At 74.4% G+C, this 20,971-nt stretch carries 23 protein-coding genes; 5 read left to right on the plus strand and 18 right to left on the minus strand.

The genetic code is table 11. From position 1 onward, the window contains the following. Window positions 1-55 precede the first annotated feature (55 nt). The 3 genes from tsaD to tsaB are packed head-to-tail and all read right to left on the minus strand — an operon-like array spanning window position 56 to window position 2,230. A complete protein-coding gene (gene tsaD, locus EKG83_RS43725; protein WP_033428622.1) occupies window positions 56-1,108 on the minus strand; it encodes a tRNA (adenosine(37)-N6)-threonylcarbamoyltransferase complex transferase subunit TsaD in 1,053 nt (350 codons plus the stop codon). Beyond that, the gene (rimI, locus tag EKG83_RS43730) at window positions 1,101-1,544 is read right to left on the minus strand and encodes a ribosomal protein S18-alanine N-acetyltransferase (RefSeq protein WP_033428809.1); all 444 of its coding nucleotides are present in this window, start codon (window positions 1,542-1,544) and stop codon (window positions 1,101-1,103) included. Before rimI ends, tsaD begins: the two co-directional genes overlap by 8 nt. A gap of 11 nt (window positions 1,545-1,555) precedes the next feature. Next, on the minus strand, window positions 1,556-2,230 hold the full coding sequence (tsaB, locus tag EKG83_RS43735) for a tRNA (adenosine(37)-N6)-threonylcarbamoyltransferase complex dimerization subunit type 1 TsaB (RefSeq protein ID WP_033428621.1): 675 nt from the start codon (window positions 2,228-2,230) through the stop codon (window positions 1,556-1,558). 71 nt (window positions 2,231-2,301) lie between these two features. Between tsaB and EKG83_RS43740 the strand changes: the two genes are divergently transcribed. The 4 genes from EKG83_RS43740 to EKG83_RS43755 are packed head-to-tail and all read left to right on the plus strand — an operon-like array spanning window position 2,302 to window position 5,558. Then, entirely contained in the window at window positions 2,302-2,673 is a 372-nt protein-coding gene (locus EKG83_RS43740; RefSeq protein WP_033428620.1) for a MerR family transcriptional regulator, read from the plus strand. Beyond that, the gene (locus tag EKG83_RS43745; protein ID WP_033428619.1) at window positions 2,661-2,966 is read left to right on the plus strand and encodes a thioredoxin family protein; all 306 of its coding nucleotides are present in this window, start codon (window positions 2,661-2,663) and stop codon (window positions 2,964-2,966) included. The genes EKG83_RS43740 and EKG83_RS43745 overlap by 13 nt, the downstream gene beginning before the upstream one ends. 34 nt (window positions 2,967-3,000) lie before the next feature. Then, on the plus strand, window positions 3,001-4,326 hold the full coding sequence (locus EKG83_RS43750; protein ID WP_033428618.1) for an acyl-CoA synthetase: 1,326 nt from the start codon (window positions 3,001-3,003) through the stop codon (window positions 4,324-4,326). Next, a complete protein-coding gene (locus EKG83_RS43755; RefSeq protein WP_051764695.1) occupies window positions 4,323-5,558 on the plus strand; it encodes a carboxyl transferase domain-containing protein in 1,236 nt (411 codons plus the stop codon). Before EKG83_RS43750 ends, EKG83_RS43755 begins: the two co-directional genes overlap by 4 nt. On the opposite strand, the gene tsaE is transcribed toward EKG83_RS43755, so the two are convergent. The 5 genes from tsaE to glmS all read right to left on the minus strand — a co-directional run bounded on the left by tsaE (window position 5,547) and on the right by glmS (window position 11,601). After that, window positions 5,547-5,999: a tRNA (adenosine(37)-N6)-threonylcarbamoyltransferase complex ATPase subunit type 1 TsaE gene (tsaE, locus tag EKG83_RS43760; protein ID WP_228122427.1), complete on the minus strand. Its 453-nt coding sequence runs from the start codon at window positions 5,997-5,999 to the stop codon at window positions 5,547-5,549. The two genes, EKG83_RS43755 and tsaE, sit on opposite strands and share 12 nt — an antisense overlap. Window positions 6,000-6,010: 11 nt before the next feature. Then, the gene (locus tag EKG83_RS43765) at window positions 6,011-7,099 is read right to left on the minus strand and encodes an alpha/beta fold hydrolase (RefSeq protein WP_033428616.1); all 1,089 of its coding nucleotides are present in this window, start codon (window positions 7,097-7,099) and stop codon (window positions 6,011-6,013) included. Then, window positions 7,096-8,208: an alanine racemase gene (gene alr, locus EKG83_RS43770; protein WP_033428615.1), complete on the minus strand. Its 1,113-nt coding sequence runs from the start codon at window positions 8,206-8,208 to the stop codon at window positions 7,096-7,098. Before alr ends, EKG83_RS43765 begins: the two co-directional genes overlap by 4 nt. Before the next feature lie 119 nt (window positions 8,209-8,327). After that, window positions 8,328-9,722: an NAD(P)H-hydrate dehydratase gene (locus tag EKG83_RS43775; RefSeq protein ID WP_033428614.1), complete on the minus strand. Its 1,395-nt coding sequence runs from the start codon at window positions 9,720-9,722 to the stop codon at window positions 8,328-8,330. Window positions 9,723-9,738: 16 nt separating this feature from the next. Continuing rightward, the gene (gene glmS, locus EKG83_RS43780) at window positions 9,739-11,601 is read right to left on the minus strand and encodes a glutamine--fructose-6-phosphate transaminase (isomerizing) (protein ID WP_033428613.1); all 1,863 of its coding nucleotides are present in this window, start codon (window positions 11,599-11,601) and stop codon (window positions 9,739-9,741) included. A gap of 134 nt (window positions 11,602-11,735) precedes the next feature. Here glmS and EKG83_RS43785 point away from each other — a divergent pair, with 134 nt between their 5' ends. Next, a complete protein-coding gene (locus EKG83_RS43785) occupies window positions 11,736-12,551 on the plus strand; it encodes a dienelactone hydrolase family protein (protein WP_033428612.1) in 816 nt (271 codons plus the stop codon). A 94-nt stretch (window positions 12,552-12,645) separates the two neighbouring features. Here the strand turns inward: EKG83_RS43785 and EKG83_RS43790 are convergent, their stop codons facing one another. The 10 genes from EKG83_RS43790 to EKG83_RS43835 form a co-directional block, all read right to left on the minus strand. Continuing rightward, a complete protein-coding gene (locus EKG83_RS43790) occupies window positions 12,646-13,161 on the minus strand; it encodes a hypothetical protein (RefSeq protein WP_033428611.1) in 516 nt (171 codons plus the stop codon). Window positions 13,162-13,185: 24 nt separating this feature from the next. Then, window positions 13,186-15,957 carry a hypothetical protein gene (locus EKG83_RS43795; RefSeq protein ID WP_033428610.1) on the minus strand — a complete coding sequence of 924 codons (2,772 nt, stop codon included), beginning with the start codon at window positions 15,955-15,957 and terminating at the stop codon, window positions 13,186-13,188. After that, window positions 15,957-16,265 (minus strand): type VII secretion target, encoded by a 309-nt coding sequence (locus EKG83_RS43800; protein WP_033428609.1) that lies wholly within the window; start codon window positions 16,263-16,265, stop codon window positions 15,957-15,959. The genes EKG83_RS43795 and EKG83_RS43800 overlap by 1 nt, the downstream gene beginning before the upstream one ends. 127 nt (window positions 16,266-16,392) lie before the next feature. Continuing rightward, the gene (locus tag EKG83_RS47315; RefSeq protein WP_051764692.1) at window positions 16,393-16,749 is read right to left on the minus strand and encodes a hypothetical protein; all 357 of its coding nucleotides are present in this window, start codon (window positions 16,747-16,749) and stop codon (window positions 16,393-16,395) included. 21 nt (window positions 16,750-16,770) lie between these two features. Next, window positions 16,771-18,102 carry a phosphoglucosamine mutase gene (glmM, locus tag EKG83_RS43810; protein ID WP_033428807.1) on the minus strand — a complete coding sequence of 444 codons (1,332 nt, stop codon included), beginning with the start codon at window positions 18,100-18,102 and terminating at the stop codon, window positions 16,771-16,773. A 118-nt stretch (window positions 18,103-18,220) separates the two neighbouring features. Then, window positions 18,221-18,775 (minus strand): 30S ribosomal protein S9, encoded by a 555-nt coding sequence (gene rpsI / locus EKG83_RS43815; protein ID WP_037330384.1) that lies wholly within the window; start codon window positions 18,773-18,775, stop codon window positions 18,221-18,223. Further along, window positions 18,772-19,215, minus strand: a complete 444-nt coding sequence (gene rplM, locus EKG83_RS43820; protein WP_033428607.1) for a 50S ribosomal protein L13 — start codon at window positions 19,213-19,215, stop codon at window positions 18,772-18,774. The genes rpsI and rplM overlap by 4 nt, the downstream gene beginning before the upstream one ends. Window positions 19,216-19,724: 509 nt before the next feature. Continuing rightward, complete coding sequence (locus EKG83_RS43825) at window positions 19,725-20,024, minus strand: WXG100 family type VII secretion target (RefSeq protein ID WP_033428606.1); 300 nt, start codon at window positions 20,022-20,024, stop codon at window positions 19,725-19,727. Between the two features lie 70 nt (window positions 20,025-20,094). Continuing rightward, the gene (locus tag EKG83_RS43830) at window positions 20,095-20,406 is read right to left on the minus strand and encodes a WXG100 family type VII secretion target (RefSeq protein ID WP_033428605.1); all 312 of its coding nucleotides are present in this window, start codon (window positions 20,404-20,406) and stop codon (window positions 20,095-20,097) included. Window positions 20,407-20,546: 140 nt separating this feature from the next. Continuing rightward, window positions 20,547-20,969, minus strand: coding sequence for a hypothetical protein (locus EKG83_RS43835; RefSeq protein ID WP_051764690.1), 423 nt, complete (start codon window positions 20,967-20,969; stop codon window positions 20,547-20,549). Window positions 20,970-20,971: the final 2 nt, after the last annotated feature.

The raw sequence follows: 20,971 nt of genomic DNA on the forward strand, positions 1-20,971 counted from the left end.
CCGGACGGGCCGAACCGGCTGGAACCCGGAAGACCCGGCCCCGGAAGACCCGGCCCTAGAAGACCTGGACCGTGCCGACCGGCAGCCCGGGCGTGGTGGACAGGTCCAGCGACGACGGCTTGGCGCCCGCCGCCACCAGGTGCGCCCCCAGCGCGGCGATCATCGCGCCGTTGTCCGTGCACAGCCGGGGGCGCGGCACGCGCAGCTCGATGCCCGCCTCGGCGCACCGCTCCGCCGCCAGCCCCGACAGCCGCGAGTTGGCCGCCACCCCGCCGGACACCACCAGCGTGTCCACGCCGAGGTCCCGGCACGCCCGGACCGCCTTGGCCGTCAGCACGTCGGCCACGGCCTCCTGGAACGACGCGGCCACGTCCGCCAGCGGGATCTCCTCGCCGGCCCGCTCGCGCTTCTCCACCCACCGGGCGACCGAGGTCTTCAACCCGGAGAACGAGAAGTCGTACTTGGCGTCCCTCGGCCCGGTCAGGCCGCGCGGGAACGCGATCGCGCACCCGTTGCCCTGCTTGGCCAGCCGGTCGATGGGCGGCCCGCCCGGGTAGGGCAGGTCGAGCAGCCGGGCCACCTTGTCGTACGCCTCGCCCGCCGCGTCGTCCACGGTGGAGCCCAGCTCGGTGATCCGCTCCGCCAGGCCCTCGACCAGCAGCAGCTGCGAGTGGCCGCCGGACACCAGCAGCGCGACGCACCGCTCCGGCAGCGGGCCGTGCTGGAGGGTGTCCGCGGCCACGTGGCCGGCCAGGTGGTTGACGCCGTAGAGCGGCTTGTCCAGCGCCGCCGCGTACGCCTTGGCCGCGGCCACGCCGACCAGCAGCGCGCCCGCCAGGCCGGGGCCCGCGGTGACCGCGATGGCGTCCACGTCGCGCAGCTCGACCCCCGCCTGCTCCACCGCGCGGCGCATGGTCGGGACCATGGCCTCCAGGTGGGCGCGGGAGGCGACCTCGGGCACGACGCCGCCGAAGCGGGCGTGCTCCTCGACGCTGGAGGCGACCTCGTCGGCGAGCAGTTCCAGCGCGCCGTCCGGGCCGAGCCGGACGATGCCGACGCCGGTCTCGTCGCACGAGCTCTCGATACCGAGGATGAGCCGGTCAGTCACGGTTGGCGGGCCTTCCCATCGTGTACGCGTCGGCACCCGACGGCTGGTAGTAGCGGCGGCGCAGGCCCAGGTGCTCGAAGCCGTGCGCCAGGTAGAGGTCGATGGCCCGCGCGTTGTCGGTGCGGACCTCCAGGAACACCGGCAGCCCCGCCTCGTCGGCCCTGGCCAGCAGGGCGCGCAGCAGGGCCTTGCCGACGCCGCCGCCCTGGAACCGCGCGTCCACGGCGATGGTGTGCACGCTGCTCTCGAAGTCGGTCAGGCCCAGGCCCGCGTACCCGATCAGCTCGCCGCCGGAGTACGCGCCGACGTAGAAGTTGCCGTTGTCCAGCTCGCTGAGGAACGCCCGCTCGCTCCACGGGTCGTCGCCGGGGAACAGCTCCTGCTCGATCTGCGCGCACCGCGCCGCGTCGGAGTGGCGCAGCGGCGCGATGGTCACGGTGCCGGCGTTCACGCCCTGGTCACCCGCTTGCGGCCGACCGGCTCGACCGCGTCGGGCCGGCGCAGGTAGAGCGGGGTGAGCGCGGCCGGCCGGGCGCCCGCGAGCAGGTCCTCGGCGGCCGCGGCGACCAGGGACACCGGCGACGGGTAGCGGGCGTCGACCACCGGCAGCCCCAGCACGTCGGCGTACAGCTCGGCGCCCTCGCCCGCCGCCGCGGCCACCGCGGTCAGCTTCGGCAGCAGGTCGGCGGGCCGGTCGACGTGCGGGCCCTCGGTGCGGCGCCCGGCGGCGTCGTAGGCGGCCCAGTAGACCTCCTTGCGCCGCGCGTCCGTGGCCACCAGCAGCGGCTTGCCGGTGCACGCGTCCAGGGCGATCGCGTCCGGGGTCGGCACCGGGTAGACCGGCCGGTTGAGGGCCTGGCCGAGGGCGGCGGCGGTGGCCAGGCCGACGCGCAGGCCGGTGAACGGGCCGGGGCCCGAGCCGCAGACGATCGCGTCCAGGTCCGCGGGGCGGTGCCCCGCCTCCGCCAGCGCCTCCAGCAGGTGCGGCGTCAGCAGCTCGCCGTGCGCCTTCGGGTTCACCGTGACCCGCTGCGCGAGCAGGCGCGGTGACTTGTCGGCCGTCAGTTCCACGACACCGGCCGTCACGGCGGGGGTGGCGGTGTCCAAGGCGAGCACTAGCACAACGGACAAGAATAGAGGTGTCGCAAGCCACACTTGCCTTGACGTCCACGTCAAGGCGAAGGATCGGCATCGTGCGCATCGGTGAACTGGCGCGGCTGGGGGGAACCACCACCCGGGCGCTGCGCTACTACGAGTCCCTGGGGCTGCTGACCGCGCGGCGCGACGCCAACGGTCAGCGGGAGTACGACGAGGACGACCTGCGGCTGGTGCACGAGATCCGCTCGCTGACCGGCATCGGGTTCGCCCTGGAGGACACCCGCCCGTTCGTGCAGTGCCTGCGCGACGGCCACGCCAGCGGCGACGCCTGCCCGGCGTCGGTCGCGGTGTACCGGCGCAAGCTGGCCGAGCTGGACGAGTGCCTGGCCAGGTTGCGGGCCGTGCGGGACCAGGTGCGCGCGCAACTGGAGGAAGCCGAGCAGAGGAGCAGGCCGTGCGGACGCTGACCGACGAGACGTTCACCGAGGCGGTGCGCACCGGGACGGTGCTGGTGGAGTTCCGCGCCGACTGGTGCGGGCCGTGCCGGATGCTGGAGCCCGTGCTCGCCGAGATCGACCGGGAGCGCGACGACCTGGTGGTGGCCAAGCTGGACACCGACGCCAACCCGCGCACCGCCCGGGACCAGCGGATCATGTCCGCGCCCACGCTCCAGCTCTACAGGGACGGCGAGCTGGTCGCGCAGACCGTGGGCGCGCGGCCGAAGATCCAGCTGATGGCGTGGCTCGAACCACATCTGTGATGCGCACGACGGCGTGGTTGAGCACCCTGGAGCGATGCTGCTGCCAGCGCTGGCCACGCCGTCGCCCAAGATCGCCCTGCGCTTCCCCGAGCGGGAGCTGACCTACGAGCAGTTGGCCGCCGAGGCGCGCCGGGTCGCCCACGGCCTGCGGGGCAGGCGCCGGGTGGCCGTCTGGGCCCGGTCCACGCCCGAGACCTGCGTGGCCGTGGTGGGCGCGCTGCTGGCCGGTGTGCCGGTGGTGCCGCTCAACCCGAAGATCGGCGAGCGGGAACTCGCCCACGTCCTCGGCGACAGCGCACCCGACCTGGTGATCGATGACGAGCTGCCGGCCGGCCCCGAGGGGGACCTCCCGGAGCCGGACGGCGAGGCGCCGGCCCTGGTCGTCTACACCAGCGGCACCACCGGGCCGCCCAAGGGCGTGGTGCTGCCGCGCCGCGCGCTGGCGTCGAACCTGGACGCCCTGGCCGCGGCGTGGCGGTGGACCGCCGACGACGTCGTGGTGCACGGCCTGCCGCTGTTCCACGTGCACGGCCTGGTCGTCGGGGTGCTCGGGCCGCTGCGGCGCGGCGGGACGGCGCACCACCTGGGGTCGTTCACCCCGGCCAAGGCCGCCGGGGCGCTGGCGGGCGGCGGCACGATGATGTTCGGCGTGCCCACGATGTACCACCGGATCGCGGGCGAGCCCGAGCACGCCGGGGCGTTCCGCGGTGCCCGGCTGCTGGTGTCCGGCTCGGCACCGCTGCCGGCGACCGTCCACGAGCGGATCGAGCGGCTGACCGGGCAGCGCGTGGTCGAGCGGTACGGGATGACCGAGACGCTGATGATCACCGGCGTCCGCGCCGACGGCGACCGGCGGCCCGGCACGGTCGGCCCGCCGCTGGACGGCGTGGAGGTGCGCGTGGTCGGCGACGAGCCGGGCGAGGTGGAGGTGCGCGGGCCCAACCTGTTCCTGGAGTACCTCAACCGCCCCGACGCCACCCGCGCGGCCTTCCGCGACGGCTGGTTCCGCACCGGCGACCTGGCCGTCGTCGAACCGGACGGCTACCTGCGGCTCGTCGGCCGCCGCGCCACGGACCTGATCAAGAGCGGCGGCTACAAGATCGGCGCGGGCGAGATCGAGAACGCGCTGCTGGAGCACCCGGCGGTGGCCGAGGTCGCGGTGACCGGCGAGCCCGACGAGGACCTGGGCGAGCGCGTGGTGGCGTGGGTGGTGGCCGAGGGCGAGCCGCCCGCGCCGGAGGAGCTGGGCGACCACGTGGCCCGCCTGCTCGCGCCGCACAAGCGCCCGCGCGTGGTCCGCTACCTGGACGCGCTGCCCCGCAACGACATGGGCAAGGTCCTCAAGCGGGAACTCCGGTGACCTCGGACCCCCTGGGCTGGCCGGGTTACCGGGCGCAGCTCGACCGGGCCCGGGAGCGGTCCGGCGGCGCGACCGAGTCGGTGTCCTGGGAGCGGCACGCCTCCGCCGTGCGGATCACCTTCGACTTCCGGTTCCTGGGCGGCTCGGTGGGCACGGCGGCCGGCGCGCTGATCGAGGAGGCGTTCACCGAGGCCCGGTCGGCCCGCCTGCCGGTGGTGTCGCGGATCGCCACCGGCGGCAGCCGGATGCAGGAGGGGATGCTGTCGCTGCGGCAGCTCCAGCGGGTGGCGCGGCTGTGCGCGCTGCACCGGGAGGCCGGCCTGCCGCACGTGTCCGTGCTGGGCGACCCGACCACCGGCGGCCTGTGGGCGTCGCTGGGCGCGGGCGCGGACTACGTGGTCGCGGTGGCGGGCGCCCAGGTCGGGTTCGCGGGCAGCAGGGTGCGGCCCGCCGACGACCCCGCCTACACCGCCGAGGGCCAGTTCGCCGCGGGCACCGTGGACGTGGTCGTCCCGCCGGCGGACGTGGACGCCACCGTCGCCGCCGTGCTGGACCTGCTGACCCGCGGCGACGCGGTGCCCGCCGAGGTGCCGCGCGCCCTGGGCGCCGCCGACCTGCCCGCGACCGGGTGGGACGCGGTGCGGCGGGCCCGCGCGCCGGAGCGCCCCCGCGCCCGCGCCTACCTGGACGCCCACTTCGACCACCGGGTGCCGGTCAGCGGCGACCGGGCGGGCGGCGTGGACCCCGGGATGCTGTGCGGGATCGGCCTGCGGGCCGGGCGGGCCGTCGCGTTCGCCGCGCAGACCGGCACCGCCACCACGCCCGCCGGGTTCCGCACCGCGGCCCGCCTGGTCCGGCTGGCCGAGCGGTTCGCGCTGCCCGTGCTGACCCTGGTCGACACGCCCGGCGCGGCCAACGACGCCGCGGCCGAGCGCGCGGGCGTCGGCGCGGCCATCGCCGAGCTGTTCGCGACCGTGGCGCGGGCCCGCGTGCCGATCACCACCCTGGTGATCGGCGAGGGCGGGTCCGGCGGCGCGCTGGCGCTGTCGTCGCCGGAGCACACCTGGATCACGCCGGACGCCTACTTCTCGGTGATCGCGCCCGAACTGGCGGCGGCCATCCTCAAGCGGTCCGACGTGCGGGAGCTGGCCGACGACCTGCGGCTGCGGCCGCAGGACCTGGTCGAACTGGGCGTGGTGCGCGGGATCGCGGAACCGGCCTCAGAGCGGTAGGTCGCGCCCGGCCCAGGCGCCGTGCGGGTGCAGGTGCGCGACCCGCACGTCGTCGTCCCGCCGCTCCAGGGTGATCAGCAGGTGGTCGGGGCTCAGCCGCTCGGCCACGCCCTCGCCCCACTCGACCGCCACCACCGCGTCCACCAGGTCGGTGTCGAGGTCGAGGTCGTCCAGCTCGTCGAGGTGCCCGCCGAGCCGGTAGGCGTCGACGTGCACCAGCGGCACGCCGCGCCCGCCCGGCGCGGGGTCGTGCACCCGCGCGATGACGAACGTCGGCGAGCTGACCCGGCCGCTCACGCCGAGGCCCGCGGCCAGCCCGCGCACCAGCGCGGTCTTGCCCGCGCCCAACGGCCCCGACAGCAGCACGAGGTCGCCGCCCCGCACCAGCCCGCCCAGTCTGCGCCCGAACTCCTCGGTGTCCGCCACCTCGGGGAGCGTCACGCTCGTCGCCACTACGCCCGCCTGCTTTCCGAGCCCCCCGCGGCGCTGCGCCGGAGGAGACCGACCAGGTGCCCGGTGACCAGGTCGGGTTGTTCCAACATGAGCATGTGGCCCGCACCGGGCACGCGGACCAGCTCGCCGTGCGGCATCTCCTCGGCCATCCGCTCGGCGTGCGAGAACGGCGTGATCCGGTCGGCGTCACCGCTGATCACCAGCACCTCGCAGTGCCGAAGGCCGGCCAGCGCCTTGTAGCGGTTGTGCGTGCCGAGGGTGTCCAGGAACCCGGTGAGCACTTCGACGGCGTTGCCGTTGATCATCTTCGCCATCAGGTCGACCAGCGACGGGCTGGCGTGCCGGTCGCCGAACGCCAGCGCCCGGATGCCGCTCCAGGTCAGCGTGGACGCCCGGCGGCGGACCCACTCGACCAGGCCGGGCTGGAAGCCGGCCAGCCTGCCCACGCCTATCGTCACCGGGTTGTACCGGGACAGCACCGACTTGGGCAGGCCCGCGCCGCCGACCGCGCCCGCCGCCGTGCCGACCAGGGCGACGCCGCGCACCCGGTCGGCGAACAGCTCGGGCCGCTGCTCGGCCAGCGCCATGATCGTCATGCCGCCCATGGAGTGGCCGACGAGCACCAGCGGCCCCTTGGGCGCCATCGAGCGGATCACCGCGTCCAGGTCGCGCGCGCACTGGTCGATGGTGCTGGTCTCGGGCCCGGAACGCCCGGAACGGCCGTGGCCGCGCTGGTCGTAGAGGACCTGGCGGACCCGCGGCCCGGTCAGCCCGGCCAGGTCGCGGCGCTGGAAGTGCCAGCAGCGGCGGTCCAGGGCGAAGCCGTGCACCAGCACGGCGGTCAGCCCTGGCGGGCCGCCGTCGGCCGGGTCGACCTCCTCGGCCGACAGCGGCACGCCGTCGTCGGCGGCGACCGTGGACTCCCGCGTCGGGACCAGCTCGCCCAGGGGCTCGTCGACCAGCGGGTCGGCGGCCTCGCGGTCGTGGGCGACCTTCTTCTGGTTGGCGGCCACGCCCACCGCGACGCCGGTCGCGGCGGCGCCGAGGACGCCGCCGGCCCACCCGACGGCCTTCCACAGCGTGTTCACCGACGCGCCCCGACGTAGCTGCGGGTCACCCGCGGCCGGTACATGCCGGTGACGATCTCGTAGTCGATGGTGCCGACGGTGTCGGCCCACTCGCGGGCGGTCGGCTCGCCGTGCGCGCCGGCGCCGAACAGCACGACCTCGTCGCCCTCGGCGACCTCGTGGTCGCCGCAGTCGACCACGACCTGGTCCATGCAGACGCGGCCGACGAGCGGGTGCCGCCTGCCGCCCAGCCACACGTGCGCCCGGTTGGACAACGCGCGCGGCACGCCGTCGGCGTACCCGGCGGGCACCAAGGCCAGGGTGGTGTCGGTCTTGGCGGTCCAGGTCAGGCCGTAGGACACCGCCTCGCCGGCCGGGACGCGCTTGGTCATCGCCACCGACGAGCGGAACGTCATCACCGGGCGCAGGTCGGCGGGCACCGGCACCGGGTTGAGGCCGTAGACCGCGATGCCCGGCCGGACCAGGTCGAAGTGCAGGTCGGGCCGGGTGAGCACGGCGGCGGAGTTGGCCAGGTGCCGCCGCGGGTCGAGCCCGGCGGCCAGCGCCGCGCGGTAGGCGTCGTCGAAGCGCTCGGCCTGGGCGTCCGTGGCGGGGTGGCCGACCTCGTCGGCGACGGCCAGGTGCGACCAGATGGCGTGCACCTCGACGTTGGGCGTGCGCGCGGCCCGCTCCACCAGCTCGGGCCAGTCGGCGGGTTGGCAGCCGTTGCGGGACAGCCCGGTGTCGATCTTGAGGTGGACGCGGGCGGTGCGGCCGGCCCTGGTGGCGGCGTCGGCGATGGCGTCGAGCTGCCGGACCGAGGACGCGGCCAGGTCGACGCCCTGCTCCACGCCGGGGGCGTAGTCGGTGCCGGGCGGGTCGAGCCAGGCCAGCACCGGCACGGTCAGCCCCGCCGCGCGCAGGGCCAGCGCCTCGGCCAGCGAGCAGGAGCCCAGCCACGTCGCGCCCGCCTCGACCGCGGCCCGCGCCACCTCGACCGCGCCGTGCCCGTACCCGTCGGCCTTGACCACCGCCATCGTCTCGGCGCCCGGTGCGAGGGCGGCGAGGTGGGCGACGTTGTGCCGGAGGTTGTCGAGGTCGATCACGACCTCAGCGCGTGGGGCTGCCATGACGCCGTTCATGGTGTCACAGCGCGGGACGCCGGGACCGCCCGGTGGCCCGCGCACCACCGCACCGGGGCCGTCGCCCCACCCGGCCGGTCGAGCCGGTCGGGCACCCCCGGCCGGGGTTACCGCGACCGGACGGCCCGGATCGCGTCCGGCAGGGCGCGCAGGAGCGCCGACGCCGGGATCGGCGCGCCGGCCGCGGCCAGCTCGGCCGCCAGGGCGTGGACCTTCGCCGCGCAGCCCGCCGCCAGCACCGGGTCGAGCCCGGCGGCCAGCAGGGAGCCCAGCACGCCGGCGAGCACGTCGCCCGAGCCCGCGGTGGCGGCCCACGAGGACCGGGCGCGGTTGACCAGGGTGCGGCCGTCCGGGCCGGCGACCACCGTGACGTGGCCCTTGAGCAGCACCACGGCGCGGAACTTCTCGGCGGCGCGCCGGGCGGCGGCCACCCGGTCCTCGCCCACCGGGCCCGCCAGGCGCTCGTACTCGCGGTCGTGCGGGGTCAGCACCAGGGGCGTGTCGGGGTCCCGGGCGTCCCAGAGGTCCGGGTTGTTGGCCAGCATGGTGATCGCGTCGGCGTCCGCGCACACCGGCACGCCCGCCTCCAGCACGGTGCGCAGGACCGCCTCCGAGCCGAGGCCGGTGCCCAGGCCGGGACCGGCGACCCACGCCTGCACGCGGCCCGCGTCGGTGATCGAGCCGGTGCAGATGGCCTCCGGCCAGCGGGCCCGCACCGCCTCGGCGGCCGCGCCCGCGTAGCGGACCATGCCGGAGGTGGCCAGCACGGCCGCGCCGGTGGCCAGCACCGCGGCGCCCGGGTAGGTGGCCGAGCCGGCCGCGACGCCGGTCACGCCCTGGGTGTACTTGTCCGACTCCGGGCCGGGCACGGGCCAGGCCGCGCCGACGTCCTCCGGCTCCAGCTCCAGCAGGTCCGGGCCGCCCAGCTCGGGGCCCAGGCCGAGGTCGACCAGCCGCACCTCGCCGCAGTCGGCCAGCGCGTGCACCGGCTTGAGGCAGCCGAACGTGACGGTGGCGCGGGCGCGCACGTGCGGCCCCGGTGCCGCGCCGGTGTCCGGGTCGATCCCGCTGGGCAGGTCCACGGCCAGCACGGGCGCGTCCAGGTCGGCGACGTGCGCGGCGGCGTCCGGGCGCAGCGGGCCGCGGGCGGACAGGCCCACGATGCCGTCGACGGCCAGGTCGACCGGCGGCAGCCGGTCCACCACGCGACCGCCGGCGCGCCGGAACGCGGCCAGGCCCTCGGCGTGCGCCTTGTCGGGCGACAGCAGCACCGCGAACACGGCCACCCCGCGCTTGCGCAGGTAGTAGCCCGCCCAGAGGGCGTCGCCGCCGTTGTTGCCCGAGCCGACCAGCAGGCCGACCCGCCGCCCGCCGCCCAGCAGCTCCAGCGCGACCGCGGCCACGCCGAGCGCCGCGCGCCGCATCAGCGCGCCCGGCGGCGTCGCCGCCAGCACGCGCTCCTCCGCCGACCTGACCCGAGCCGTCGTCCACAGACCCCGCACGGCGCCCCAGCCTGCCCTACTCGACCGTGACGGACTTGGCGAGGTTGCGCGGCTTGTCCACGTCGTAACCCCGGCTGCGCGCGATCTCCGCGGCCAGCACCTGCAGCGGCACCGTGGAGACCAGCGGCTGGAGCAGCGTCGGCACCGCGGGTACCTCGATCAGGTGATCCGCGAACGGGCGAACCGTCTCGTCGCCCTCCTCGGCGATCACGATGGTCCGCGCGCCGCGCGCCTGGATCTCGGAGATGTTCGACACGAGCTTGGAGTGCAGCACCGCGCGGCCCTTGGGCGAGGGCATCACCACGACGACCGGCAGGTCCTCCTCGATCAGCGCGATCGGGCCGTGCTTGAGCTCGCCCGCCGCGAAGCCCTCGGCGTGCATGTACGCCAGCTCCTTGAGCTTGAGCGCGCCCTCCAGGGCCACCGGGTAGCCGACGTGCCTGCCCAGGAACAGCACCGCCTTGGAGTCGGCCAGCCGCCGCCCCAGCTCGCGGACCTGCTCGACCGTGCCCAGCACCTTCTGCACGGCCGCCGCCGCGCCCTCCAGCTCGTGGAACTCGCGGGCCACCTCGTCGGGGTACTTGGTGCCGCGCGCCTGCGCCAGGGCCAGGCCGACCAGGTAGTTCGCCGCGATCTGGGCGAGGAACGCCTTGGTGGACGCGACGCCGATCTCCGGGCCCGCGTGCGTGTAGAGCACGGCGTCGGACTCGCGCGGGATCTGCGCGCCGTTGGTGTTGCACACCGCCAGCACGCGGGCCTTCTGCGCGCGGGCGTGCCGGACCGCCTCCAGGGTGTCGGCGGTCTCGCCGGACTGGGACACCGCCACCACCAGGGTGTCGCGGTCGAGCACCGGGTCCCGGTAGCGGAACTCGCTGGCCAGCTCGACCTCGACGGGCAGCCGGGTCCAGTGCTCGATGGCGTACTTGGCGACCAGGCCGGAGTGGTAGGCCGAACCGCAGGCGACCACGAAGACCTTGTCCACGTCGCGCAGGTCCTGGTCGGACAGCCGCTGCTCGTCCAGCACGATCCGGCCGTCGGCGAAGTGCCCGCGCAGCGTGTTCGCCAGCGCCTCGGGCTGCTCCTCGATCTCCTTGAGCATGAAGTACTCGTGGCCGCCCTTCTCGGCGGCGGACAGGTCCCAGTTGACCGTGAACGGCTTGGCCGCGGCCTCCCCGCCCTCGAAGTCGGTCACGGTGTAGCCGTCGCGGTCGATCACCACGACCTGGTCCTGGCCCAGCTCCACGGCCTCGCGGGTGTGCTCGATGAACGCGGACACGTCGCTGGCGACGAAGGTCTCGCCCTCGCCGACGCCGACCACCAGCGGCGAGGACCGGCGGGCGGCCACCACCAGGTCCGGCTGCTCGGCGTGGGTGACCACGAGGGTGAACGCGCCCTCCAGGCGGCGCACCACGGCGCGCACGCTGGCGGCCAGGTCGCCCCTGGTGCCGCCGTCGTCGTAGGCGCGGGCGATGAGGTGCGCGGTGGTCTCGGTGTCGGTGTCGCTGGCCATCTCCACGCCGTCGGCCTCCAGCTCGGCGCGGAGGGCGGCGAAGTTCTCGATGATGCCGTTGTGCACGACCGCGACCCGGCCGGTCACGTCGCGGTGCGGGTGGGAGTTGCGGTCGACCGGCGCGCCGTGGGTGGCCCACCGGGTGTGCCCCATGCCCGCGGTGCCGGTGAAGGTGTCGCGGCCGACCTCGTCCAGGCGCGCCTCCAGGTTGGTCAGGCGACCGGCCCGGCGCTCGACGGCCAGGCCGCCCGCGCCGTCGAGCACGGCCACGCCGGCCGAGTCGTAACCCCGGTACTCCAGCCGCCGCAGGCCGTCGAGCACGACGTCCAGCGCCGGGCGGTGTCCCACATATCCCACGATTCCGCACACGCCGCACAGCGTAACCAGACCAGCGGGGCGGTCCACGAGGCCCACTCGCGCCCGTTTCCGCTGGTCGGCCTCCAATTTGGTATAGACCAATCGCGGTATGCGGCGGTCGGTGCCGATCGACTACCGTTCACGCGGTGAGCGGCTACTCGGCGAAGCAGGTGCTCGACCAGCTCAGCAGGCCCGGCGAGCACGCGGTGCTGCGCGGCGACCTCGCCCTGGTGGGCCTACCCGGCCTGGTCTACACCCCCGCCTCCGGCCTCGGCCTGCCCGCCGTGGCCTTCGGCCACGGCTGGTTGCAGCCGGTCGAGCGCTACCGGGCGCTGCTGCGCCACCTGGCGTCGTGGGGCTTCGTGGCCGCCGCGCCCGCCACCCAGCGCGGCCCGCTGATGTCGGCCAGGCTGCTGGCCGCCAACCTGCGCACGGCGCTCGACGTCTGCACCGGCGTGCGGCTGGGCGACGGCGACATCAGCGTGGACCCCGAGCGGCTGGCCGTCGCGGGCCACTCCATGGGCGGCGGCGCGGCGGTGCTGGCCGCCGCGGACGACCGGCGGGTGCGGGCCGTGGTGACGTTCGCCGCGTCGGAGACCCGCCCGTCGGCCCTCGACGCCGCCCGGCGGGTCGGCGTGCCCGGCCTGCACCTGGCGGCCGGCGAGGACCGCATCGCACCACCCGTCGGGCACGCGGAGGCCATCGCCGAGGCGTGGCAGGGGCCCGTGCAGCTGCGGACGCTGCCCAAGGCCAGCCACCTCGGGTTCGCCGAGGGGCGGCACTGGAGCGAGCTGCTGCTGGACGGGAGGGGCGAGCGGTCGGCGCAGCGGCTGGCCAAGGCCCTGACCACGGCGTTCCTGCTGCGGGTGGTCAAGGGCGAGCGGCAGTGGGACGCGCTGCTGGAGGGCGACGTGAAGGGCGCCCTGCTGGCCTACCAACGGCCTCCGCTGGTGGGTCGCTGACGTCGGTCACGCCCCGCGGGTACGTGGGAGGAACGTCACCCCCGGCGGCCTGACGACGACGGGGTGCCCCGCTCGGCAGGGCACCCCGTCGTCGTCAGGTCAGCCAGCTCTGGCCGCCGAAATCGTCGTCGTCGTCGACCGGTTGCGGGCGGCGGCGGGGCGGGGCGGCCGGGGGGCGCGCGGGCTGCACCGGCGGTGGCGGCGGCACCGGCGGGCCGCTCGGGGTGCGTCCCCACGGCGTCGGCTGGGTGGTCGGGGCCTGGAGGAACGAGCCCTCCGGGGACTGGGGCGCGGCGTGCGCGGCGCGGGTCCGCTCCAGCGCCGCCAGCTCCTGGGCCAGCTCGTCGACCACCGGTTCGTCGTCCTCCGGGCCGAAGGCGTACTCCTTCGGCTTGTTCCGGTTGGCGGCCTGCTCGCGCTGCGCCTTCGCCATCTCGCGCAGGCGCTCGACCAGCCGCTTCTCCTTCTCGACGAACTTCTCGTGGCTCTCGGCCGTCGCCTTGTTCGACTCCTCGAACTTGCGCGCGACCAGCTCCATCCGCGCCGAGTGCTCGGACCTGATGCCTTCGAGGCGCCGCTTGACGCTCTCCAGCGAGTCGAGGTCAGACACGCACCCTCCCCCAGTCGAAGCCGGTCACCGGCGGTCCTCGCCGAGCAGGCCGCTCAGCCGCTGCATGCTCACGTCGTCGTCGTCGAACAGCGAGCCGGTGGTGCGCCACTGGCCGGAGCTGCTGCTCCGCTCGGTGTCGCCGCCGCCCTGCTGGTGACCGCCGCCGGCCATGCCGCCGCCCATCATGCCCCCGCCCATCATGCCGCCGCCGGCGGGCGAGCCGGCGGGCTGGCCCGTGCCGTCCTGCATGGACGGCAGGGTCGCGGAACCGGCCTGGCCCGCCTGGGAGGCGTTGGTGTCGGCCAGGCCCTGCTCCGCCGCGGACGACGGCGGGCTCCACGGGCTGTCCTGGCCGGACGCGCTCGAACCGCCGAGCACGGAGTCCGCGCCGTTGAAGCCCGACGAGCCGCCGAAGATCGACGCGCCCGAGGCGCGGGTGACGCCGCTGTCGTCGGAGGAGGCGACCAGGGGTTCGCCGAAGGACGGGCCGAAACCCTGGCCGGGCGCGAAGCCCTGACCGGGGCCGTGACCCTGGCCGGGCGCGAAGCCCTGACCCGGGCCGAAGTCCTGGACCGGCGCGAAGCCCTGCGGTGGGGTGAAGCCCTGGTTCGCGTCCGCGACGGGGGCGAAGCCGGGCTCGGTGAACGCGGGCGCGGGCTGGGTCCAGACCTGCTCGACGGCCGGGCCGAGCACGGCGGCGTCGGCCGGCATCGTCGTGACGGGGGACTCGACGGCAGCCGGGCCGAGCACATCGGCGTCAGCGGGCATCGTCGTCACCGGGGACTCGACCACGGCCGGACCGAGCACATCGGCGTCAGCGGGCATCGTCGTGACCGAGGACTCGACCACGGCCGGGCCCAGCACGGCGGCATCCGGCCGACCCAGGTCACCGGGCAGGTCCCGCGCGGGCTCGTCCTCGCCGAACTCCACGCCGTACCGCTCGGGCGAGCCGTCGCCGTCGTCCACGGTCAGGTTGATCTCGCCGGTCAGCGGGTCGACCTCGGCGGTGATCGCCAGGCCGTCCACCTCGATCAGCGCCTTGCCGTCCGCACCCGCCTGCACCTGGGTGACCTCGCCCGGACCGGCCCCGCCGGCCTGCACCGGCTGCGCGCCGGGAGTCCCGGCCGCCGAGACGGGGGTCGCGCCGCCCAGCGCGCCCGCCAGGGCCGCCGCGCCGTTCTGCCCCATCAGGGCCTTGGCCGCGTCCGGGTTCGCGCTGAAGTCGACCTGGTAGGTCTTCGGCTCGCCGGCCGGCGTGTCGACGGTGATCATCACCTGGCCGTCGGCGTCCGGCTCGGTGACCTTGATCTCGTTGTCGCCGCTGTGGATGGTGACCGTCTCCGGCGCCTCGTCCCCCGACTTCAGCCCGTCGGGGGTGTCGGCCTTGCCGTCGCCGTCGAGGTCGTCGGGCTTGCCGTCGCCGTCCAGGTCGCCCGGCATGTCGGGCTTGCCGTCGCCGTCCTTGTCGAGCGGGTTCTCCACCTTCGGGATCTCCGGCGTGCCCCCGCCGCCACCGCCGGGGGTCCCACCGCCGCCGCCCGGGGTGCCGCCGCCGCCACCGGGCGTGCCGCCACCGCCACCGGGCTTGTCACCGCCGCCGGTGTTGCCGGGCTTGTCGGACGGCTTGTCGGCGGGCTGCTCCTCCTTGGCCGGGTCGAACGGCTTGGTGTTGAAGGCGTCGAGCTGCTTGCCCAGCTCCTCCCACGCCTTGTCCACCGACTCCTTGGTGGTCTTGCAGGTCTCGTCGAACAGCTTCCACTTCGAGTCCACGTCGCCGTGGAAGGTGGTCTGCAGCCACTCGCGCGACTTCTTGCGGACCTCCTCCTTCCACACGTCGCCGTCGCACGCGCCGTCGTCGATCTGGAAGTTCACGAACCCGGCCACGCGCCGCAGCAGGCTCTCGTCGTCGCTGGTCGCGCCCTGCACGACCTGCTCGATCTGCTCGGGGCTCAGGCCCGCGATGTCGTAGACGCTGCCGACGCCCTCCAGGATCGTCCGCGCCTTGGTGTTGACCAGCCCGGACACCGTGTGGCACGTGGCCCTGGTGACCTCGGCGATGTGGTCGATGGCGTCGGCGTGCGCGGCGGCCTTGCGGGACATGTCGGTGACCACGCGGCGCGAGTTGTCCGCGGAGGCACCGGTCCAGTTCGCCCAGACCTTGCCCATCGACCGCTCGGCGTCGGCCTGGCGGTTGCGCGTGTCGGTCGCGACCTGGCGCAGCTCCACGATGTCGATGTCGATCTTGTGGAAGTCGATGTCGCGCTGCTCGTCGTAGCGCTTGCGCATGTTGTCGACCGAGGTGTCCACGGTCGTGCCGACGCCGATGACGCTCTTGGCCTTCTCGTACACCGGCAGGAAGTTCTCGAAGTAGCGCAGCCCGGGCTTGCCCGCGTCCAGCAGGTCGTTCGAGTTGCCGACCCCGGCGCCGCCGTCGGAGGCGCGCTGCTCGGAGCCTGCCAGCGCGTCCTGGCCCGCCTTCTTGTCCTGGTTGTGCTGGTCGTACTTCTTGTGACCGTCGTCGTAGGACTTCTTCGCCTGGTCGTAGGCGTTGTTCAGGCGGTCCTCGGAGCTGTCCGACCACGGCATCGCGTTGGAGAACGACTGGCCGAAGCCGTCGCCCCACGAGACGTCGTAGTCGTCGAGGTACTCCTCCAGCTCGTCGTTGTGCGTGCCGCCGAGGATGTTGCCCTCGGCGTCGGCCACGTAGTAAGCCTCCAGCAGGGCCTTCTTCTGGTCGTGCGGGACCGACGGGTCGTCGACGACCTTCTTGACGTCTTCCCAGGAAGGCGCGCCCATCACTGGTTCCCGGTGTTCGCGAAGGTGCCGGCGTTGCCCTGGTCGGACCAGTCGTAGCCGTTGGCCGACTCGCGGAGCTTGTCGGCCAGGCCGCGCACCGCGGCCGCGTGCGCGCCGATCGCCTCGGCGATCTTCGGCAGGCCGGCGAGGTAGCGGGAACCACCGGCGGTGTGCTCACGGCCGAAGTCCTTGGCCGTGACCGCGCTGGAGGTCACCTTGTTCTTGTACTCCTCGATGTCGCCCGCGACGCCTTGGATCGTCGTCGCGGACGACATCATCTCGCCCGCGTTCGCCTGGTAGCCCGACATGCGCTGGTGCCTCCCCTTCGTCCCCGGTCAGACGCGACCGTGCCGTTCCGGGTTCCGACCCAGGATCGCAGGCGGGGCCGGCGGGCAAGGGCCGTTCGGCGGAGTTGGTTGCCTTAGCGAAGCAGGCTCAGCCCTGGTGGGGCGGCTGACCGGGCTGGTCCGGGCCTTGGCCCGGGTAGCCGGGGCCCTGGCCGGGCTGGGGCGGACCGTAACCCGGCTGACCGGGCCCCTGCTGCCCGTACCCCTGCTGCGGGTAGCCCTGCCGGCCGTACCCCGGCGGCGGCCCGTACCCCGGCGGCGGCCCGTAACCGGGTGGCGGCCCGTAGCCCGGCTGCTGGGGACCGCCCTGCGGCGGGTACGGGTGGTGCCCCGGCGGGAACTGCTGCCGCCCCCGCTTCCTGGTGGTCACCACGACCACCACGACCGCGACCACGGCCAGCACGAGTACGAAGACGAGCAGCTCAGTCGGTCCGATGTTCGGCATCGGCACACCCCCGTTCGGGGTTCAGCGTACCGAGGAGACGACCCCCGCGAGCCGCTGCGCGGTGGCCTCCGCCAGCTCGTGCGTCGGCGCCTCGACCATCACCCGCACCAGCTGCTCGGTGCCCGACGGGCGCAGCAGCACCCGGCCGGTGTCGCCCAGCTCGGCCTCCACCGCGGCCACGGCCTCCGCGACCTCGGCGGCCCGCGCCACCGCGGCCTTGTCCGACACCACGACGTTGACCAGCACCTGCGGCAGCCGGCGCAGCACGCCCGCCAGCTCGGCCAGCGACCGGCCGGTCTCGGCCATGCGCGCCATCAGGCGCAGCGCGGTCAGCAGGCCGTCGCCGGTGGTGGCGTGCGCGGGCAGCACCACGTGCCCCGACTGCTCGCCGCCCAGCGCGTAGCCGCCCGCGCGCAGCTCCTCCAGCACGTACCGGTCGCCGACCGCGGTGGTCCGCAGCGCGATGCCCGCCTCGCGCATCGCGATGTGCAGGCCCAGGTTGCTCATCACGGTGGCGACCAGGGTGTTGTCGGTCAGCTCGCCCGAGTCCTTCATGGCCAGCGCCAGCACGGCCATGATCTGGTCGCCGTCGACGACCTCGCCGTTCGCGTCCACGGCCAGGCAGCGGTCGGCGTCGCCGTCGTGCGCGATGCCCAGGTCGGCGCCGTGCTCGACCACGGCCGCGCGCACCTGGTCCAGGTGGGTGGAGCCGCAGCCGTCGTTGATGTTGAGGCCGTCCGGGGCGGCGTGGATCTCGACCACCTCGGCGCCCGCGCGGCGGTAGGCGTCCGGCGCGGCCGCGAACGCGGCGCCGTTGGCGCAGTCCACCACGACCTTCAGGCCCTCCAGGCGGTGCGGCGTCACCTTCAGCAGGTGCTGCACGTACTGGCCCTCGGCGTCCTCGACGTCGCGCACCCGGCCGACGCCCGCGCCGGTCGGGCGGACCCGTTCGCCCATCTTCTGCTCGATCTCGTCCTCCACGGCGTCGGGCAGCTTGTGCCCGCCCGCGGCGAAGAGCTTGATGCCGTTGTCGGGCATCGGGTTGTGCGAGGCGGAGATCATCACGCCCAGGTCGGCGCCCAGCGCGGACACCAGGTACGCCACGGCGGGCGTGGGCAGCACGCCGGCGCGCAGCACGTCGGCGCCCGCCGACGCCAGGCCCGCCACCACGGCGGCCTCCAGCATCTCGCCGCTGGCCCGCGGGTCGCGGCCGACCACCGCGACCGGGCGGTGCGAGCGGTCGTGCTCGGCCAGCACGCGCGCCGCCGAGGCGGCGATGGACAGCGCGAGCTCGGGGGTCAGGTCCCCGTTGGCGAGTCCGCGTACGCCGTCGGTGCCGAACAGGCGGGCCATGATCGCCGTGACCTCCACGTGAAATGCGCGACAGGGGGAGAAAAAGCACTGCGGGAGCAGCAGTTCGACGAAGAACTGGCTGCTCCCGCAGTGTGGTGCTCGCCGGACCCGGTGGGGGTCAGCGCTTGCTGTACTGAGGCGCCTTGCGGGCCTTCTTCAGACCGTACTTCTTCCGCTCCTTGACCCGGGGGTCGCGGGTGAGGAAGCCGGCCTTCTTCAGCACCGGGCGGTCCTCGGAGTCCACGGCGACCAGCGCGCGGGCGATCGCGAGGCGCAGCGCACCGGCCTGGCCGGTGGTGCCGCCGCCGCGCAGGTTCGCCACGACGTCGAAGGTCTCGGGCTTCTCGGTGGTCACCAGGGGCTCGCGGATGAGCTGCTGGTGCACCTTGTTCGGGAAGTACTGCTCCAGCGACTTCCCGTTCAGGGTGAACTTGCCGGTGCCCGGGATGAGCCGGACGCGGACGACGGCCTCCTTGCGGCGGCCCACGGTCTGCGCCAGGTGGTGCGCACCCGCGTTGAGAGTGTGGCGGACGACGGGCGCCGCCTCCTCCTCGGCCTCGACGGCCTCGGCGTCGGTGGTCTCGTCGACATCGGTCGTCTCGACGACGTCGGCGTCGAAGTCGGCCTCGGGGGTGGTCACGTCGATGTCCTCGGTCTGCTGCGGCTCGGTCACTGGGCGACCTTCTTGATCTCGAACGGCTGCGGCTGCTGCGCAGCGTGCGGGTGGTCCGGGCCCGTGTAGACCTTGAGCTTGGCCGCCATCGCGCGACCGAGGCGGTTCTTGGGCAGCATGCCCTTGATCGCCTTCTCGACCAGCCGGTCGGCACGGGTGTCGAGCACCTCGCCGAAGGACCGCTGGCGCAGGCCACCGGGGAAGCCGGAGTGGTGGTACACGAACTCCTGATCGCGCTTCTTGCCGGTCAGCGCCACCTTGTCCGCGTTGATGACGATGACGAAGTCACCGGTGTCAACGTGGGGGGCGTAAGTCGGCTTGTGCTTGCCGCGCAGCAGCGTCGCGGCCTGGGTGGCGAGCCGACCGAGCACCACGTCCTGGGCGTCGATCACGTGCCAGGCTCGGGTCACCTCGCCGGGCTTCGGGCTGTACGTGCGCACGGGTCTACCTCGTCGTCACTTGCGTCTGGGGTCATTGCGGCGGTTGCTCAGGCCGGAGACCCCAGGTGGGCAGAAGACCAGAACACAGGCGCGCTAGTGCGCACCGAGTACCGCACAACAACGTAGGAAGATACCGGGTGGGTCGGGGAGGGTCAAAACGGGCCCCGTTATAGAGCGGGGTGACGCCTCGGATCCGCCCGGAAGTGAGCCGCGCCACACCCGGCGGTGGAGCCGTTCAGCCGTCGGGCGGGCGACTCGTCGGGGGCTCGCCGGGAGACGGCGGCACCGGGCGGGCCAGCAGTGACACCGGGCAGCAGCGGCACCGGGCGACGGCGTGCCCCGCGCGCGCTCCCGCGAGGGGACCGGCGCGCCCAGCGGCGGACCCCGCCGGGTCCGCGGACCCCGCGGCCCACCTCGGGCGCGCCCCTCGCGGGAGCACCGGCGAACACACGCGGGCCCCGGGACCCGATCCGGGTCCCGGGGCCCGCGGAACGCCCGCGGCGGAGGGCTCAGCCGCCCCAGCGGCTGGTGTTCTTCTGCTCGGCGGCCTGGTACGCCTCGCCGGCCTGCTGCACGGCCACACCGATGGTCGCCATGACCTGCTGGAGGCCGGCGGCGGCCTCGTCCCACGCCTGCTGCGCGGCCTGGTACGAGCCGGACGCGTTACCGTCCCACTGGGCGATGACCGGGGCCAGGCGGCTCTTCAGGTTGTCCAGCTCGGACTGGACCTGGTTGGCCTGGCTGGTGATGTCGGAGGCCGCGCTGGCCATGTCGGCGAAGCTGACCTTGATGAGGTTGGCGTCAACCATGATGTCCCCTCGGAAGTGAAGTCAGGAAGTCGAAACGGGTGGAGTGGAAACGGGTGGTGAATTTCACCCGTCAGTTGCCGAGGCGGCCCAGGATGGTGGACATCTCCTGCGACTGCTGCTCTTCCTGCTCCATGTAGGTGGCCGCGGTGCCGCTCATCTGCTCGGCGATGTCCAGCAGCGCCTTCTGGAGCTTCGCGGCGTCGGCGTTGAAGCGCTCCATCAGCTTGTCGAACGCGATGCGGGCGCTACCGGACCAGGTGCTGGCCAGGGCCTCGACGGTGCCCTCCAGGTTGTTCAGGATGCCCTGGACGTTCCCGTTCGTGTCGACGATGTCCTTGCCCGCCTGGACGAGCTCTTCATGTCCAGTGGAGAAACCGGCCATGGGTGCGACCCCCTAGGTCTTCGAAGGCGTTCTTGGTTGGTACGCCTCATCCGACGCAGACCCTGCCACGACCGGTTCCACCCTGTCGCGACTTTCCCGGAAGTAGTTGCGCTCGTAAACGTTTCTGACCGCAAACGGCGTCAGTAGAGGATTCGCGCTTGCGAAAAGTCCTCGTCATCGGGGGTGTCGACGGGCAGTTGCCCCTTCGGCCCGGCCGGCGGTCGAGAACCGAGCCGCGGCGGCGGGGGTGCCGAATTTGCATTCGCGTCCATTTGCTCTCGCGATTTCGGCGGGGAGAGCAGTTCGGCGGCGGGCGGCAGCGCCTCCACGGGCAGGCCGCGGTCCCGGCGGAACCCGTCGGCGACGCGCTGGACGTCCGCCGACGTGGCCGCGTGGTCCCCTGGTCGCACCGCGCGCCCGCGCGCCCGCTCGGCGAGCCCGCGGTTGCGCTCGCGCTGGGCGGCGGTCCGGTCACCGGCCGCCGCGGCGGCGCGGCGGGCCCTGGTGACGGCGGCGTCGAGGTCGGCGCGGAACCTGGCCGCGGCGTCCGAGATGGCGCTCATCG

The sequence above is a fragment of the Saccharothrix syringae genome (assembly GCF_009498035.1).
GTDB classification, from domain to species: domain Bacteria; phylum Actinomycetota; class Actinomycetes; order Mycobacteriales; family Pseudonocardiaceae; genus Actinosynnema; species Actinosynnema syringae.